The following is a 16,188-nucleotide window of genomic DNA, read 5'->3' as shown; positions in this document are numbered from 1 at the left end:
CACCTGTGGCGCTTGTAAAAAACTGACAGCTTTCTCGGTAAATGAAATTAACGAGCCACTTGAGAAGGGGAAACGCCGTAGGTCTGTTTAAACGCTTTGCTGAAATGCGCTTGATCATAGAAACCGATTTGATGAGCGACGTCGGTACCACATTGACCAGCTTGCAGTAACTTCATGCCTTGTTCAAGGCGCAGGCGTGCGAACCATGCATAAGGCGTCATGCCAGTTTGCGCTTTAAAGTGACGCTGGAACTGAGTTGGGCTCAGTTGGCACAGCTCTGAAAGTGAATCCAAACGCACCGCTTGGTCAAGGTTAGCCATTAGATAATCTTTTAACGTCCCAAGCGATTGGTTTCCTAGCGGCACCACTTTTTGTCGCTCAAGCGATCCGTAGCGATCAAAAAGTTGGTTAAATCCTTCAAAAGGAAGGCAATCTTTGGTGAGTTGGCTGAGGTTTTCACGACGAAGCAGCCCGTGTAAGTTACTAAGTTGTGAAAATATCTGCGGATCCGAGATGATCAGTTCGTTGAAGTGTATTATTTGACCGTTTTGCTTAAGATCAGCCAGATCGCTCAATAGATGAGGTTCGATCGCAAACACATTTACTTCGTAGCCACTTTCGAGCTTAGATTGCCCGTCGTGCAGCTCATCCGGCGGCATAATCACAATTTGCCCGTGACCAACTTGGTGGCTGTTACCTTGGTATTGGAACTTCTGCGCACCATGCGTGATCAGGCCGAGATGAAAATCCAGATGGTAATGCCTTTGAAAAGCAAATTTCTGGTATTTCGCCTCTATTAGACTCAAGTTGTCATGGTCGGTTGCGTAGTACTGAATATGTTCCATTAAATAAAAAAGCTTGGTCACATTATGACCAAGCTTATCTGGCAATTTCTAACTTGTCTTGTAAAAAACGATCACTGTGGCTGAACGATTCGGCGTGAGCGACGGTTATTACGTAATCCATCAAAGCTAAACACGACTAGTGCTCCCCAAATAAAGACGAAAGTGATCGCTTTATCCATGGTAAAGGGTTCGCCATACATCAATACTGCAAGTAAAAACATTAAGCTTGGGCCTATATATTGGAAAAAGCCCAAAGTCGATAATTTGAGTCTTGTTGCTGCACCCGTAAAGCACAGCAGTGGCAGGGTTGTTATAACCCCAGCTGCGATCAACAAACTATTTAACGTAAGTGGATTCGTAAACATATTTGAGGTTGGTGTATCGGCAATGAAAAGCAAATAAACAGCGGCCACCGGCAGCAGAAGTAATGTCTCGATAAACAAGCCAGTTTTTGCATCGACACTGACTTTCTTTCTTAATAAGCCATAAAAGCCGAAGCTCATTGCTAACGCCATCGCAACAACAGGTACGGAGCCAAATACAATCAGTTGAACGAGTACGCCACAACCTGCCAATACAACCGCGAACCACTGAAGCTTACGTAGACGCTCGCCAAGGAAGACCATCCCGAGTAACACATTGATTAACGGGTTGATGTAATAGCCGAGACTGGCATCGAGCATGTGATTCGAGTTTACCGCCCAAATGAAAATCAACCAATTGCCGCCAATTAGCATGGAACTTGCGATCAGGTAAGCGATTTTCGTTTTGTCTTTCGCGATGTGGTAAGCCGAGCGCCAGTGACGGCCAAAATGGAGGAGTGCAGCAAGCAAAAAGAAAGACCATATCACTCGGTGGCTTAGAATTTCCAAAGGAGATACTTGTGCGATGGACTTAAAGTACATCGGCGCAATGCCCCACATGGTGTACGCACCAATCGCTAGCAAGATACCTTGCCGCGCGCGTTGTTGTTCGTCTTCTGGTGTCATGAAGTGTCACCTAATTGTGTGTTTTATAGAGCAGAAAATCAGTATACGAGTCGTGATGCGAAACACCTAACAATTTGCGGTTTTATTCACCATGAAACCCCATTACAATGTGCCCTCACTTTGTGTGCCAGTGGTATGCATAAGCACCTCTTTTTTAAGACCCAATCTGAGACTTTTCATGACCTCGACCTTGTTAGCCGAACAATCTGATTCGCCTGTAACGCCTCAACGTGTGTTGGAGGATGTGTTTGGTTACCAAGAGTTCCGTGATGGTCAGCAGTTGGTGATTGATGCTGCGGTAGAAGGTCGCGACAGCTTAGTTATCCTGCCTACGGGTGGCGGTAAGTCGCTGTGTTATCAAATTCCTGCTTTGGTTCGCTCTGGCATTACTTTGGTCATTTCTCCGCTTATCTCGCTGATGAAGGACCAAGTGGACCAGCTTAAAGCCAACGGTGTAGCGGCTGAGTGCATTAACTCGACCATGCCTCGTGAAGAGCTGCTCAGCGTGTATAACCGCATGCACACTGGTCATCTTAAGTTGGTGTACGTCTCGCCAGAACGCGTATTGATGCGTGATTTCATTGAGCGCTTGGAAAACTTGCCGCTATCGATGATTGCTGTCGATGAAGCGCATTGTATTTCCCAGTGGGGACACGATTTCCGTCCAGAATATGCCGCGCTTGGTCAACTTAAGCAGCAGTTTTCCCATGTGCCATTTATGGCGCTGACGGCGACGGCGGATGATGCAACGCGCCGAGATATTCTTGAGCGTCTGCAACTGAATAATCCAGAGGTTTACCTAGGCAGCTTCGACCGTCCTAACATTCGCTACAACTTAGTTGAGAAGCACAAGCCGGTTTCGCAAATCGTTCGTTATCTGGAAACCCAAAAGGGTAACTGCGGCATCATCTATTGTGGTAGCCGTAAGAAAGTTGAGATGGTGACCGAGAAGCTGTGCAACAACCACATTCGTGCTGCTGGTTATCACGCAGGTATGGACGCTGATGAGCGCGCTTACGTTCAAGAAGCTTTCCAACGTGATGACATCCAAATTGTCGTGGCGACCGTGGCATTCGGTATGGGCATCAACAAACCAAACGTGCGTTTTGTGGTTCACTTTGATATCCCGCGCAACATCGAGTCTTACTACCAGGAAACGGGTCGTGCAGGGCGTGATGGTTTACCTGCAGAAGCGATGATGTTGTATGACCCAGCGGACATCAGTTGGCTGCGCCGTATGTTGGATGAGAAAGACGATGGTCCACAGAAGCAGGTGGAAACCCACAAACTGAATGCGATGAGTGCCTTTGCTGAGGCGCAGACTTGTCGTCGTCAGGTGCTATTGAATTACTTTGGTGAGTATCGTGAGAAGCCATGTGGCAACTGCGATATTTGCTTAGATCCACCGAAGCACTTTGATGCAACAGAAGAAGCACGTAAGGCGTTGTCTTGTGTGTACCGTGTTAATCAGAGCTTTGGTATGGGCTACGTGGTAGAAGTGTTACGTGGCATGCAAAACATTCGTGTACGTGAAAACGGGCACGATAAGATTTCTACCTACGCGATAGGGCGCGACCACAGCCACGATTACTGGGTGAGTATCTTCCGTCAGTTAATCCACAAAGGGCTGTTGTTTCAAAACATCACGCGTAACTCAACGCTGCAATTAACCGAAGAGGCACGTCCGCTTTTGCGTGGCGATGTGACCCTAGAGTTAGCGGTTCCACGTTTAGACACCGCAGCACGTGCGGCGAAGTCAGATAAATTGACCAGCAAGAACTACGATAAGAAGCTGTTTGCTAAGTTACGTAAGTTGCGTAAGTCGATTGCTGATGAAGATGGTTTGCCACCATACGTGGTCTTCAGTGACGCGACTTTGATTGATATGGCGGAAATTCTGCCAACGTCTTACGGCGAAATGCTGGCAGTCAGCGGTGTTGGTCAACGCAAACTGGAGAAGTACGCCGACCCATTCCTTGATTTGATTCAAGAACACATTACTCACCATGGATAAGGAACCAAGATGCAAAAGGAATTTGGCTTAGCGGACTACATGGCACAAGAAGGGCGCTTAATCATTACCGCGCCGAGCTTTGACCTTGATAGCTTTCCTGCTTTAGGTGAGCGTTTAGTCGGCTTGCTTTCTGCTACTGTGGTTGAAAAACAATGGGATGCGGATATTCACTCTTGGCTGATCGACTTTGAAGGTTGCCGACTGTTTATGAAAGCAGAGCATTACAGCGAAGCGATTTGGTTTGAAGCGTTAGCGATTGAAGAGAGCAGGGAAGAGTTGGATTATCTTGCAGGATTGTTCCAGCGCGGCTTCTAAAAATAGAGTTTTTTTAGAAAGGGTGTTTCACATGAAACACCCTTTTTTATGCTCAAACGTTTGCGTAAGACAGATGACTTGCGGCGAAAAGTGGTTAATGTATAATCGCCCACCGCTTCGCTCAGAAAGAGCCAAGCCAGTTTATTTTTCATTTTACATTGTTGGTAAGAGCCACTTTATTCAGTGACTCGATTTGGGTTCCCTCACCCCCAAACCAAACTAAAAAGGTATCGCATGAGTAACTTTACCCCTGCGCAGCAGCGCAACGCCCTTATCTATCTGGTTCTATTCCACCTAGTCATTATTGCATCTAGCAATTACCTAGTTCAGCTACCGTTTACTATTTTCGGTTTCCATACCACTTGGGGCGCATTCACTTTCCCATTTATATTCCTAGCGACTGACTTAACTGTGCGTATTTTCGGTGCTCAGTTGGCGCGTAAGATCATCTTCTTAGTGATGTTGCCTGCTTTGGCAGTGTCTTACTTCTTATCGGTGGTGTTCTTCGAAGGTCAATTCCAAGGTTTTGGTCACCTAGGGGAATTTAACTTATTCGTTGCTCGTATCGCGATTGCTAGCTTCATGGCGTACCTACTTGGTCAGATCATGGATGTGCACGTGTTCAACCGCCTACGTCAAATGAAGCAATGGTGGGTGGCACCAACGTGTTCAACGCTTTTCGGTAATGCACTTGATACTATCGCTTTCTTCGCCATTGCGTTCTATCAAAGCCCAGATCCATTTATGGCAGAGCATTGGACGGAAATCGCGTTGGTGGATTACGGCTTCAAACTGATTATCAGTCTTGGTTTGTTCGTTCCGATGTACGGCGTATTACTGAATTACCTAATTAAGAAGCTGACTGCGGTGAACCCTGACTTTAAGGTGACGACAAGCGTTCAGTCTTAATATCAGTGGGAACCCCGAAAGCCGCTTGCTTAAATCAAGCGGCTTTTTTGTACCTGCTTACTGGGATTTAGAGGGTTTTGTACAGCGTGGGGAGCAATTAGATCATGGGTGTCCAAAAGCTCCCTGAGCTGTACGAAGGTAAAAATGAGCAGTAAAAAGGTCCCGAGTGAGACCTTTTAATCGAAGGTACGGCACGTAGAGGAAGCTCGCTGGTGAAATGGCTAACAGAGCATCTTCTCAATCAAAATGGCTTTTTGCGCATCGAAGGCGCCAAGTTGCAGGCCGTTATCCCAGCTGATGCTTTGATTGAACATCGCCAACATCAAACCGACACTGCGTTGATTGGCGTCCTGCCAGCAATCAGACTCGCTGTACTCTCCATCATTTATCGCGTTGCCATTAACGAGAATGGGCTCGAAACGCCATTTTTCTCCGACACGGTAGTAGCCTTTGCTGGTTAAGGTCTGGTTGGATTGAATCGTTAGATTGTGCTCGATGCCCGGTTCACCTGTTAGTTCAAATACAAACCTTAGCTGGTGGTCGCCACATTGCAGATCAACGATCAGTTGGCCGTTTTCCTCAACCAGTGTCGATTGATAATAGTCTCCAAAGCAGTGCAGCAACCAAGATATAGGGTGACTGGCAGTTTCAAGAAACCACTCTTTGAGCGTGAAGGTGCCCGGTAGGTTAACTTGGGTGACTAGATTGACCACACAAGGTTGGGTTTGCGAAGTGAGCCACTTCTCTATCGTCTTGGCGGTATTAAGCTGAGCAAAGGCGTAATTAACCAATAGGTTGGCGTTCGGTTGCTGCCAGTGAGTTATGTCAGAATTCAATCCCACCAATGGCTTTTCACAGATAAGCTTGGTTGAACCTAACGTCTTTATGATCTCTGCATGAGTATGCGCAGGTGTCGCGATGGTCACGACATCAAGTAGTTTGAGTGCGCTGATGTTCGTTTCTGCCTTTGGGATTGCTTCTTCACTGCACGCTTGCTGAAGCGGTTCTATTTGGTTGGCGCATAACGTTGTGACCGATACACCATTGTTTCGATAGTGGGGAATGTGCGTGCGTCCCCAGTTGATTCCTATGATGCCGGCTTGCTGGATTTGCTCTGGCTTGTTGAAACGTTCACTCAATGGCGGCAAGGCAATTCGTTCATCGGTTAGACGTTGGTCATGGTGATAGTCATTGCTTGGCAGCACTTGCCATGGTTTGTTGTAATGCTGTTTGAGTGCACAAACGAGTTCGTAGAAATTCCACTTATCTTTTAAGTTGCTATCAAGGTGATATAAACCGGCTTCGTTCCGCTCAATAAGCTGCAAAAAGGCGAGTGCAGTATCGTCCATATGAGAAGTCGCAGGATACCAAGCCGTGCTAGCGGTAATAACGCCGTTCTCTTCATATTGGCGGTCGAGATGCGCCAACATGTTATTGCCTTCTGCTTGGTGATGGAGCTGCCAACCAATTCGAGCAACCATCGCATCTGGATTTGCTTGCCAGATTGCATCTTCACAACGAACTTTGTATTTGCCGTAATCATCTTGGGTGTTTCTTTCTTCAAAGATGCCATAAGGCCCGTTTTTTGTGGCATCAAATACCATTGCTGTGCTGACAAAGAGGTAAGGAATATTGTGGCGTTTGCATTGCTCACCAAGCCACGCTGCCCACTCTTCACTTCCCATCGCCATATGGCACACCGCATTGATGTGGTGTTGCTGCCAAAATTGTTCACTTTGCTCTGGATCATCTGGTGAGATTTGGTGGTGATTCCACTCCAATATGTTCCAGCCGCGTAGGTGAAACTGATGAGCGACTTTTGGGGCGAGGGTACCAGTTAAGCCAGTCATTAAAACGGTTTTCATGATGGTGCATCTTGGTTGGCTAAATTGTGTTTATCAATAAAGCATGGCTGTTTTTCGATGTAGAGCGGAGAAGCTGAGATTTTTGCTGGGCAGCACGTTTTGTAGGGGAAGTAGAAGCAGAAAAGCCCAAGCGAACGCCTGGGCTTTAGTATTGTAAGGCAGTGATATTCGCTTATTTTGCTACGATATTTAATGGCCAGCCGATGTCTGTCTGACGGTTGGATTCAATTTCCAACTCAGCCGCAGTCAGTGGGTTTTTCTCTAGCCATTGCGCATCAATGTGTAACGTTAGATTGTCGCCTTCAACCGTTAGAGTCACATTTGGCTCTAGATCAGGATTGCGACGATGGCTGAGCAGAACCGCAAGACGCAACAATCTCAATACTCGTTTTGCACTCGAGCCTGATAATGCATGCTGCTCAGGTAAAGAAGTGAGTTGTTCGCGATAGCGACGAGCCACTTCACCAATAAAGAACTTCTGCGCGCGCGTGTAACCAGGCAGATCCAAATTCTGCAGCAAGTAAGCACTATGCTCTCCGCCTTTTTTGAAATCGATAGTTAAGCCAATTTCATGCAGTTTTGCGGCGGTCTCGAGTAATATCTTGCCCTGAGGCTCTGTAATCCACTCATCGCCCCCAGCTTGCTGTAAAAGCGTGTGTGCCAGACTAGCGACTTGTTCACCGTATTGGTGATCGAGCTGATAACGATTTTGTACGCTAGCGATAGTGCGGGCACGAATGTCTTCTTGACGAAGCTCTTCAACCATCTCATACACTAAGCCTTCGCGTAGTGCGCCGCCAGCCAGTGTCATAGCATCGATTTCAAGCAATTCAAAAACGGCAATCAAAATAGAGAGGCCACTAGGGAACACTAATGCACGCTCAAGTGTTAAGCCTTCAATATCGAGCTCTTCTAAATGGTCGGCCAACATGGCTTGCTTCTGTAGACGCTTGAGTTTGGAGTGAGTGATTACTTCGTCCATGCCTTGCGCCAGCATTATCTCTTGCAATGCCTGAACAGTGCCTGATGCACCAACACACACATCCCAACCAATTTCTGTATAACGTTCTAAAATCGGCTGGATGGTCTGTTTCGCTCCTTCAATTGCCGCGTCAAAGTTACGAGCATTCAATTGGCGATCTTTAAAGAAGTTTTCAAGCCAAGTCACGCAGCCCATTTTTAAGCTGGTCAGTGCTTTGGCTTCGAAACCTTCACCGATAATCAGTTCGGTACTTGCTCCACCGATATCGACTACAAGGCGACGACCACTACCGCCAGAGGTGTGAGCGACACCTTTATAGATAGTGGCAGCTTCTTCTTCACCAGTAATCACTTCGATAGGCTGGCCTAGAATTTGGTTAGCCTTTTCTAAAAACACATCTACATTGGTCGCGGTACGTAATGTTGCAGTACCGACGATGCGAATGTTTTGTTTAGGAATGTCCTGCAAGCGTTCCGCAAATAGACTTAAGCAGTCCCATCCTCGCTGCATAGCTTCCATACTAAGAGAATTATGTTCATCTAAGCCCGCTGCTAGACGAACTTTGCGCTTAATTTTAGCCATTGTTTGAACGCTGCCATCGATGTGACGCACAACGAGCATGTGAAAACTGTTCGACCCGAGGTCGATGGCGGCATATAGCGGTGATGATCCTGCTTGACTCATAAAACGAACTCAGTTTCCTATTACGATTGTTTTGGTGCCGATTGACGCGGTTGGCGTGGACGACGTCCCTGCGGCTTACGGTTACCAGAACCAGAACGGGTACCGCCAGTATTCGTGCGGCGCTGTTGGTTGCGTGGTGCACGCATACGAATCGGAGCTGGTAGATCTTGAATCAGTGCCGACGAATCGTACTCTGAAACTGGGATTGTATGCTCAATGTATTCTTCGATTGCTGGTAGGTTAACCGCGTACTCTTCACAAGCAAAACTGATCGAATGACCGCTCGCACCAGCGCGACCAGTACGGCCAATACGGTGAACATAATCTTCACAGTCGTCAGGAAGGTCGTAGTTGAAAACGTGCGTTACCTGAGGAATATGCAAACCACGCGCTGCAACGTCAGTTGCAACTAAGATGTCGACATCACCTTTGGTGAATTGCTCAAGAATCTTCTCACGCTTCTTCTGCGGTACATCACCAGTAAGAAGGCCTACACGGTGTCCATCGGCAGCCAAATGACCCCAAACCGATTCACACTTATGCTTGGTATTGGCAAAAATGATAGCGCGATCTGGCCACTCTTCTTCAATTAGTGTTTGAAGCAGCGCCATTTTGTCTTCATTCGAAGGATAGAAAAGCTCTTCCTGGATACGGTGGCCAGTTTTTTGTTCTGGTTCGACAACGACATGCTCAGGAGTATTCATGTGTTCGAATGCCAGTTCTTGAACGCGGTAAGACAGCGTTGCTGAGAACAGCATGTTCAAACGCTCTTTTGGCTCAGGCATACGACGGAACAAGAAGCGAATGTCTTTAATAAAGCCAAGATCGAACATGCGGTCGGCTTCGTCCAGAACAACAGCTTGAATGTTGTTGAGGTTAAATACGCGCTGTTTGTAGAAATCGATGATACGGCCTGTTGTTCCGATCAGAATATCTACGCCGTCTTGCAGTTTCGCAAGTTGCTTGTCGTAGCTTTCACCACCGTAAGCTAGAGCGGTTTTTAGACCTGTGCTTTCAGTTAATGATTCTGCATCATTGTAAATCTGAATAGCGAGCTCACGTGTAGGCGCCATAATAATTGCGCGTGGCTGTGTAGGCTTACGACCTTCATGTTCCGGAGTCGTCAGAAGGTGGTTGAACGTAGCAGTAAGAAACGCGAGCGTTTTACCAGTACCCGTTTGGGCCTGGCCTGCGATGTCTTGGCCGGTGAGCAGGACCGGCAACGCCAAGGCTTGGATAGGGGTACAAAATTCGAACCCTTTTTTGTCCAATCCTTCAATAACTTGGGGCTTTAAGCCCAAATCGGCGAACTTTTGCTCTGTGATATGCGTCTTTTTCATGGCTATAGAATATCAGCTAAAGCTTGCAATACGAAAGTAAATACATTCCAATAGGGCATCTAATTACTGGTTATCATCCAACCAGTTTCGAAAAACACATTGGAGTGGAAGATGAGTGATAAGATTTTGCAGCTAACTGATGACGGTTTTGAAAACGATGTAATCAACGCTGCAGGCCCGGTTCTAGTGGATTTTTGGGCAGAATGGTGTGGTCCTTGTAAAATGATCGCTCCTATTTTGGACGAAATCGCAGACGAGTACGAAGGCAAACTCACTATCGGTAAACTAAACATCGACCATAACGCAGGTACACCACCTAAGTTTGGTATTCGCGGCATTCCAACGCTATTACTATTTAAAGATGGTAACGTAGCGGCAACGAAAGTAGGTGCTCTGTCTAAAACTCAACTAAAAGAGTTCCTAGACGCAAACTTATAATCACCAAGTGATTACAGATAAAACCGTGCAAAGTTACAATGCACGGTTTTGTTTTTCTAACTCTGGACTAGAATACTAATTAGTGCTAACTTATCGCGCGTTAATTGAACAAATTTCTCTTCTTGGTCGATCCTGAGACCAAATCCATCTTAACTAGAAAACAGATCTTATTTTGACTAAACAAGAATCCACCACCATGAACCTTACCGAACTGAAGAACAGACCTGTGTCTGACCTTGTAAAACTGGGCGAAAGCTTAGGATTAGAGAACCTAGCTCGCTTAAGAAAACAAGACATCATCTTCGCGATTTTAAAAGCGCACGCTAAAGGCGGCGAAGACATCTTTGGAGATGGGGTTCTGGAAATTCTGCAAGACGGCTTTGGTTTCCTACGCAGTGCAGATAGTTCATACCTTGCGGGTCCGGACGATATCTACGTATCACCAAGTCAGATTCGTCGCTTTAACCTACGTACTGGTGACTCTATCGCTGGCAAAATTCGTCCACCAAAAGACGGTGAACGTTACTTTGCCCTTCTAAAAGTCAATACCGTTAACGACGATAAACCAGACAACGCCCGTAACAAGATCCTATTTGAAAACCTTACCCCTCTACATGCGAATGAGCGCATGGTTATGGAGCGTGGTAACGGTTCAACAGAAGACATTACAGCACGTGTTTTAGACTTGGCATCGCCAATCGGTAAAGGTCAACGTGGTCTGATTGTTGCTCCGCCTAAAGCGGGTAAAACAATGCTTCTGCAAAACATCGCGCAAAGCATCGCGTACAACCACCCTGAGTGTGAGTTGATGGTTCTTCTTATCGACGAACGTCCAGAAGAAGTAACCGAGATGCAACGCCTAGTTAAAGGTGAAGTGGTTGCGTCGACTTTCGATGAGCCAGCATCTCGTCACGTACAAGTAGCGGAAATGGTAATCGAGAAAGCAAAACGTCTTGTTGAACATAAGAAAGACGTGGTTATCTTGCTTGACTCTATCACTCGTCTAGCACGTGCTTACAACACCGTAGTGCCTTCATCAGGTAAAGTACTAACAGGTGGTGTGGATGCAAACGCATTACATCGTCCTAAGCGTTTCTTCGGTGCTGCACGTAACGTAGAAGAAGGCGGCAGCCTAACTATCATCGCAACGGCACTAGTAGATACTGGTTCTAAAATGGATGAAGTTATCTACGAAGAGTTCAAGGGTACAGGTAACATGGAACTGCACTTGAACCGTAAGATTGCTGAGAAGCGTGTATTCCCTGCGATTGACTTCAACCGCTCAGGTACACGTCGTGAAGAGCTACTGACGAAGACTGACGAACTACAGAAGATGTGGATTCTGCGTAAGATCGTTCACCCAATGGGTGAAATCGACGCAATGGAATTCCTAATCGATAAGCTAGCGATGACGAAGACCAACGATGAGTTCTTCGATGCGATGCGTCGTCAATAGTCTCAAATAAGTGATTCTGCGAAAAGCCACTGTATATCGGTGGCTTTTTTATTGCTTTCTCCCGATAGAAGTATCAGAATGAAGGAAATGTTATCGGGAGGTTAACATGCAACAAGGAATGTTGTCGTCATTACTCCTGAGCTTGTCACTTATCACTCTACCTGCGACATTATCTGCCAAGGAAATGCATGAGTCTGTAGTAGAGCAGTGGCTTCAGGATACTCAAATACAGGCTAAAGTCTCTGAACTGCTTGATTACGCTGTCAGAGATGAAGTCGACTCGCTTAAATTTGCCCTTGATCGACTTGCTTTGCCTCAACAAGAGGTGGTGCGCTTTCAATTGTTGGAAAAGCTTGAAAAGCAAGATGTGATTCTCACGCCTCGAATGGCTCTGTTTGTTGAGTCCCAGATCCGTATGACCCCGACTTATCAAGTGTTAGAGCGAGGTGATGGGTATGAATTTAGTGTACCCGCTTTTAACTTTCCCGTTATTGCGAGTCGCTTGATTAAGCGTTGGAAACAAGACCAAAGTACCTTGGACTTTGTCTTACAAGCTGAACGAAGAGAGCTTAACTTAAAGCAATGGCTTACAGGGCCATCTCAACAAGCTCAAGCACGTGAAGCGCTTTTGATTCGAGAGTTAGACAGCTTATCACCCAATGCGCTTGCTGCATTAACGGCCCAGTTAACCAAAGCAAATGTGACCAGTTGGTTACCCTCGACGGCCGTGATAGTCAGGTTGGCACAAGTTAGTCAGGATGAGGAAGTGTACAACTTACTCTGGCGGATGAAAGCCGATTACAACAGCCAGTCCGAACTTGAGCGTTTAGCTGCGGTTGGAGACGTTTTTTCCATTCAGCAATTGATGAATGCCACAGTTAACCCATCACTCAAGCCAGAAGCTATTAGTCTACTTACAAAATCTAACCCTCTATCTCCGCAAGTAAAGCAGTTTCTAGTTAGAAAAATGGCGTTATCAGAAGAAGCAACCATGGTTGCTCGAGAGCTTGCTCAACAAGGGCATCAAACCTGGTTGGAAGAGTTAGTATCTTCGAACCATCAGATAAAGACTCGGCAGATTGAACAAGTATTAAAGTAATCTTGCTCACATACCCACACAAAATAGGAGGATCTTAGAGTCCTCCTATTTGTTATACTGCGGACAGTTTAATCAGCCAGCATGAAGGCCTATGAGTTTTAAGGATTTACGCGAATTTATCGACCACCTAGAACAGAAAGGTCGACTTAAACGCATCACTCACCCTGTCGATCCCGCTTATGAAATGACAGAAATCAGCGACCGCACCTTGCGTGCTGGTGGACCTGCGCTGTTGTTTGAGAACCCAATCGGCTACGACGTACCTGTTTTGACTAACCTGTTTGGTACACCAGAGCGTGTCGCAATCGGTATGGGACGTGAAGATGTTAAGGAATTAAGAGAAGTCGGTAAGCTGCTGGCTTATTTAAAAGAACCTGAGCCACCAAAAGGCTTCAAAGACGCTTTAGAAAAACTGCCTGTGTTCAAACAAGTATTGAACATGCCGGCTAAGCGTTTACGTAAAGCACCATGCCAAGACATTGTTTGGCAAGGTGATGAAGTCGACTTGGATAAAATTCCGGTAATGAGCTGCTGGGCAGAAGATGTAGCGCCGCTGCTTACTTGGGGCTTAACCGTAACCAAAGGTCCAAGTAAGAAACGTCAGAACCTAGGCATTTACCGTCAGCAGAAAATTGCCAAGAACAAAATCATCATGCGTTGGTTAGCCCATCGTGGTGGTGCGCTTGATCTGCGCGATTGGATGGAAACCAACCCAGGTAAACCTTTCCCAGTTTCGGTCGCGTTTGGTGCAGACCCAGCAACCATTCTTGGTGCAGTAACACCAGTGCCAGATACGCTATCGGAATACGCATTTGCAGGTTTGCTACGTGGAAGCAAAACGGAAGTCGTGAAGTCAGTCAGCAACGATTTGGAAGTGCCAGCGAGCGCGGAAATCGTGATGGAAGGCTATATCGACCCGAACGAGTTTGCTGATGAAGGTCCTTACGGTGACCACACTGGCTACTATAACGAAAAAGAAAAGCACCACGTATTTACTATTACGCACATTACTATGCATAAAGACCCTATTTATCACAGCACCTACACAGGTCGTCCGCCAGATGAACCAGCTGTATTGGGTGTGGCATTAAACGAAGTGTTTGTGCCTATTCTGCAAAAGCAATTCCCAGAGATTGAAGACTTCTATCTACCGCCAGAAGGTTGTTCGTACCGAATGGCCGTCGTCACCATGAAGAAGCAGTACCCAGGACATGCCAAGCGCGTAATGATGGGCGTGTGGTCTTTCTTACGTCAATTCATGTATACCAAGTTTGTTATTGTGTGCGATGAATCGGTAAACGCACGAGATTGGAATGATGTCGTTAAAGCCATGTCAGAGCATATGGACCCTGTACATGATACTTTGATGATAGATAACACGCCAATCGACTCGCTCGACTTTGCTTCACCTGTGGTTGGGCTTGGCTCCAAAATGGGCTTAGATGCGACCATTAAATGGGATGCCGAGCTGGCGACGCGAACCGAGGTCACTGAGCGAGACAGCAAAGCGATTACCGAAGCAGAACTGAATGAGTTGAAACAGCAACGCCCTGAGATTGTTGACGTCTATCTTCCAGTTACAGCAAACAACCAATTTGCTGTCGTGACTATGAAGAAAGACCAAGCCGGTCAATCTCAAGCATTGATGGAATACTTGTGGGACTTCTTTGCTCAGTACACGGATAACAAATTCATTATTTTGTGCGACGATGACGTCAACGCACGAGATTGGAATGACATCATTTGGGCGGTGACAACTCGAATGGACCCAGATAGAGACACGATTCAAGTGCTTGGTAAGACTGAGAGTTCATCCAAATTAGGACTGGATGCGACCAACAAGTTCGAATCTGAAGTCACGCGCGAGTGGGGCACGCCTATCAAAAAAGATCCTAAACTTGTGGCTAAAGTCGATGAGATTTGGGACCAGTTAGGTATTCTATGAGTCATCAAGTCCACCTTCTACCAATGGACGTTACGTTCCAAGTAAAAGAAGGGGAGACGGTGTTGGAAGCTGCGCTCAACAACAATATTCGCTTCCCGCACCGTTGCCAAGTTGGCGCTTGCGCCATGTGCATGTGTAAAAAGCTAACGGGCGAGGTGAGCTATCACCTCGAACCGATGCTAACCGAAAAAGAGCAACAGCAAGGCTGGATATTCCCTTGCCAAGCCTATACAGAAAGTAATTTAGTGCTTACTTTTGACGAGTAAGCGAGAGGAACACCATGACCATCCAATGTAAAGTAAAGTCTATTCAGCCGTTAGCTTGTAATACTTACCAAATCCTTCTTCATCCAGAATCACCAGTGCCTTTTAAAGCGGGTCAGTACCTAATGGTGGTGATGGGTGAAAAAGACAAACGTCCTTTCTCTATCGCAAGCAGCCCTTGTCGTCATGAAGGTGAACTTGAACTGCACATCGGTGCGGCGGAACACAACGCTTATGCACAAGAAGTTGTCGAAGCAATGCAAGCGGCGCTTGAAACTGATGGTCAGATTGAAATTGATGCGCCACATGGCGATGCTTGGGTTCAAGAAGAAAGCGAACGCCCATTATTATTAATTGCTGGTGGTACAGGCTTCAGTTACGTTCGCTCGATTCTGGATCACTGCGTAGCGCAGAATAAAACCAATCCTATCTATTTATATTGGGGGGCGCGCGATAACTGCCAGCTTTATGCTAAAGACGAACTGGTCGAGATTGCCGACAAGTTTGCCAATGTTCACTTTGTGCCAGTAGTAGAAGAAGCTCCTGCAGACTGGCAAGGTAAAGTTGGTAACGTGCTACAAGCTGTAGCTGAAGATTTCGAAAGCTTAGAAAACTACGATATCTATATTGCAGGTCGTTTTGAAATGGCTGGCGCAGCACGTGAACAGTTCACTCAGAACAAGAAAGCGAAGAGCGAACGTATGTTCGCAGACGCGTACGCATTCATTTAAATACGGCTTTTAAGGCAGAAAAAGAGGGTTTTTTACCCTCTTTTTTGCTTTTTTGATGAAATAGTCATCGAACAGTCATTTTTTTCCATTTTTTTTCAAAAAAGGGTTGCGAACGGATCTGAGTTCCCTATAATGCGCATCCACCGACACGGCAGACGCGATAAGGCTTCAGCAGGGTCGGAGAGGTGAAAGCTTCTACGAAAAATAAAATTGAAAAAGTGTTTGACACTGTCAATTAAATCGCTAGAATGCACCTCCGCTTTGAGAGAAAAACTTCTCGCAAAGCAAGCTCTTTAACAATATAGACCTATCA

14 protein-coding genes are annotated in these 16,188 nt (G+C 46.3%); 9 read left to right on the top strand and 5 right to left on the bottom strand.

All coding sequences use genetic code 11. The annotated features are described in order from the left end of the window. Window positions 1-47: 47 nt before the first annotated feature. Both R8N47_RS21625 and rarD read right to left on the bottom strand, forming a co-directional pair. Window positions 48-845: an AraC family transcriptional regulator gene (locus tag R8N47_RS21625; protein WP_005382915.1), complete on the bottom strand. Its 798-nt coding sequence runs from the start codon at window positions 843-845 to the stop codon at window positions 48-50. 71 nt (window positions 846-916) lie between these two features. Further along, window positions 917-1,834, bottom strand: a complete 918-nt coding sequence (gene rarD, locus R8N47_RS21620) for an EamA family transporter RarD (protein WP_047102542.1) — start codon at window positions 1,832-1,834, stop codon at window positions 917-919. Window positions 1,835-2,012: 178 nt separating this feature from the next. Between rarD and recQ the strand changes: the two genes are divergently transcribed. The 3 genes from recQ to R8N47_RS21605 all read left to right on the top strand — a co-directional run bounded on the left by recQ (window position 2,013) and on the right by R8N47_RS21605 (window position 5,072). Further along, the gene (recQ, locus tag R8N47_RS21615) at window positions 2,013-3,848 is read left to right on the top strand and encodes an ATP-dependent DNA helicase RecQ (protein WP_005451195.1); all 1,836 of its coding nucleotides are present in this window, start codon (window positions 2,013-2,015) and stop codon (window positions 3,846-3,848) included. A gap of 9 nt (window positions 3,849-3,857) precedes the next feature. Beyond that, window positions 3,858-4,163 (top strand): DUF3630 family protein, encoded by a 306-nt coding sequence (locus tag R8N47_RS21610; RefSeq protein ID WP_005378772.1) that lies wholly within the window; start codon window positions 3,858-3,860, stop codon window positions 4,161-4,163. 234 nt (window positions 4,164-4,397) lie between these two features. Beyond that, a complete protein-coding gene (locus R8N47_RS21605) occupies window positions 4,398-5,072 on the top strand; it encodes a 7-cyano-7-deazaguanine/7-aminomethyl-7-deazaguanine transporter (RefSeq protein ID WP_005378770.1) in 675 nt (224 codons plus the stop codon). A gap of 221 nt (window positions 5,073-5,293) precedes the next feature. Here R8N47_RS21605 and R8N47_RS21600 read toward each other — a convergent pair whose 3' ends face one another. The 3 genes from R8N47_RS21600 to rhlB form a co-directional block, all read right to left on the bottom strand. Beyond that, on the bottom strand, window positions 5,294-6,937 hold the full coding sequence (locus R8N47_RS21600) for a sugar nucleotide-binding protein (protein WP_064354412.1): 1,644 nt from the start codon (window positions 6,935-6,937) through the stop codon (window positions 5,294-5,296). 172 nt (window positions 6,938-7,109) lie between these two features. Further along, a complete protein-coding gene (gene gppA / locus R8N47_RS21595) occupies window positions 7,110-8,603 on the bottom strand; it encodes a guanosine-5'-triphosphate,3'-diphosphate diphosphatase (protein WP_053306516.1) in 1,494 nt (497 codons plus the stop codon). A 20-nt stretch (window positions 8,604-8,623) separates the two neighbouring features. Continuing rightward, window positions 8,624-9,943, bottom strand: coding sequence for an ATP-dependent RNA helicase RhlB (rhlB, locus tag R8N47_RS21590; RefSeq protein WP_005378764.1), 1,320 nt, complete (start codon window positions 9,941-9,943; stop codon window positions 8,624-8,626). Between the two features lie 111 nt (window positions 9,944-10,054). Between rhlB and trxA the strand changes: the two genes are divergently transcribed. The 6 genes from trxA to fre all read left to right on the top strand — a co-directional run bounded on the left by trxA (window position 10,055) and on the right by fre (window position 15,875). Then, a complete protein-coding gene (gene trxA, locus R8N47_RS21585; protein ID WP_004745500.1) occupies window positions 10,055-10,381 on the top strand; it encodes a thioredoxin TrxA in 327 nt (108 codons plus the stop codon). A 196-nt stretch (window positions 10,382-10,577) separates the two neighbouring features. Further along, on the top strand, window positions 10,578-11,837 hold the full coding sequence (rho, locus tag R8N47_RS21580) for a transcription termination factor Rho (protein WP_005378757.1): 1,260 nt from the start codon (window positions 10,578-10,580) through the stop codon (window positions 11,835-11,837). A gap of 106 nt (window positions 11,838-11,943) precedes the next feature. After that, window positions 11,944-12,936, top strand: coding sequence for a hypothetical protein (locus R8N47_RS21575; RefSeq protein ID WP_017821790.1), 993 nt, complete (start codon window positions 11,944-11,946; stop codon window positions 12,934-12,936). A gap of 91 nt (window positions 12,937-13,027) precedes the next feature. After that, window positions 13,028-14,881, top strand: a complete 1,854-nt coding sequence (gene ubiD, locus R8N47_RS21570; RefSeq protein ID WP_054575529.1) for a 4-hydroxy-3-polyprenylbenzoate decarboxylase — start codon at window positions 13,028-13,030, stop codon at window positions 14,879-14,881. Beyond that, window positions 14,878-15,147 carry a 2Fe-2S iron-sulfur cluster-binding protein gene (locus tag R8N47_RS21565; protein ID WP_009696789.1) on the top strand — a complete coding sequence of 90 codons (270 nt, stop codon included), beginning with the start codon at window positions 14,878-14,880 and terminating at the stop codon, window positions 15,145-15,147. The genes ubiD and R8N47_RS21565 overlap by 4 nt, the downstream gene beginning before the upstream one ends. A 14-nt stretch (window positions 15,148-15,161) precedes the next feature. Beyond that, window positions 15,162-15,875 (top strand): NAD(P)H-flavin reductase, encoded by a 714-nt coding sequence (gene fre, locus R8N47_RS21560; protein ID WP_005382872.1) that lies wholly within the window; start codon window positions 15,162-15,164, stop codon window positions 15,873-15,875. Window positions 15,876-16,188 lie beyond the last annotated feature (313 nt).

The organism is Vibrio sp. 2132-1, assembly GCF_033344315.1.
This window is presented reverse-complemented; position numbering and strand designations above follow the sequence as displayed.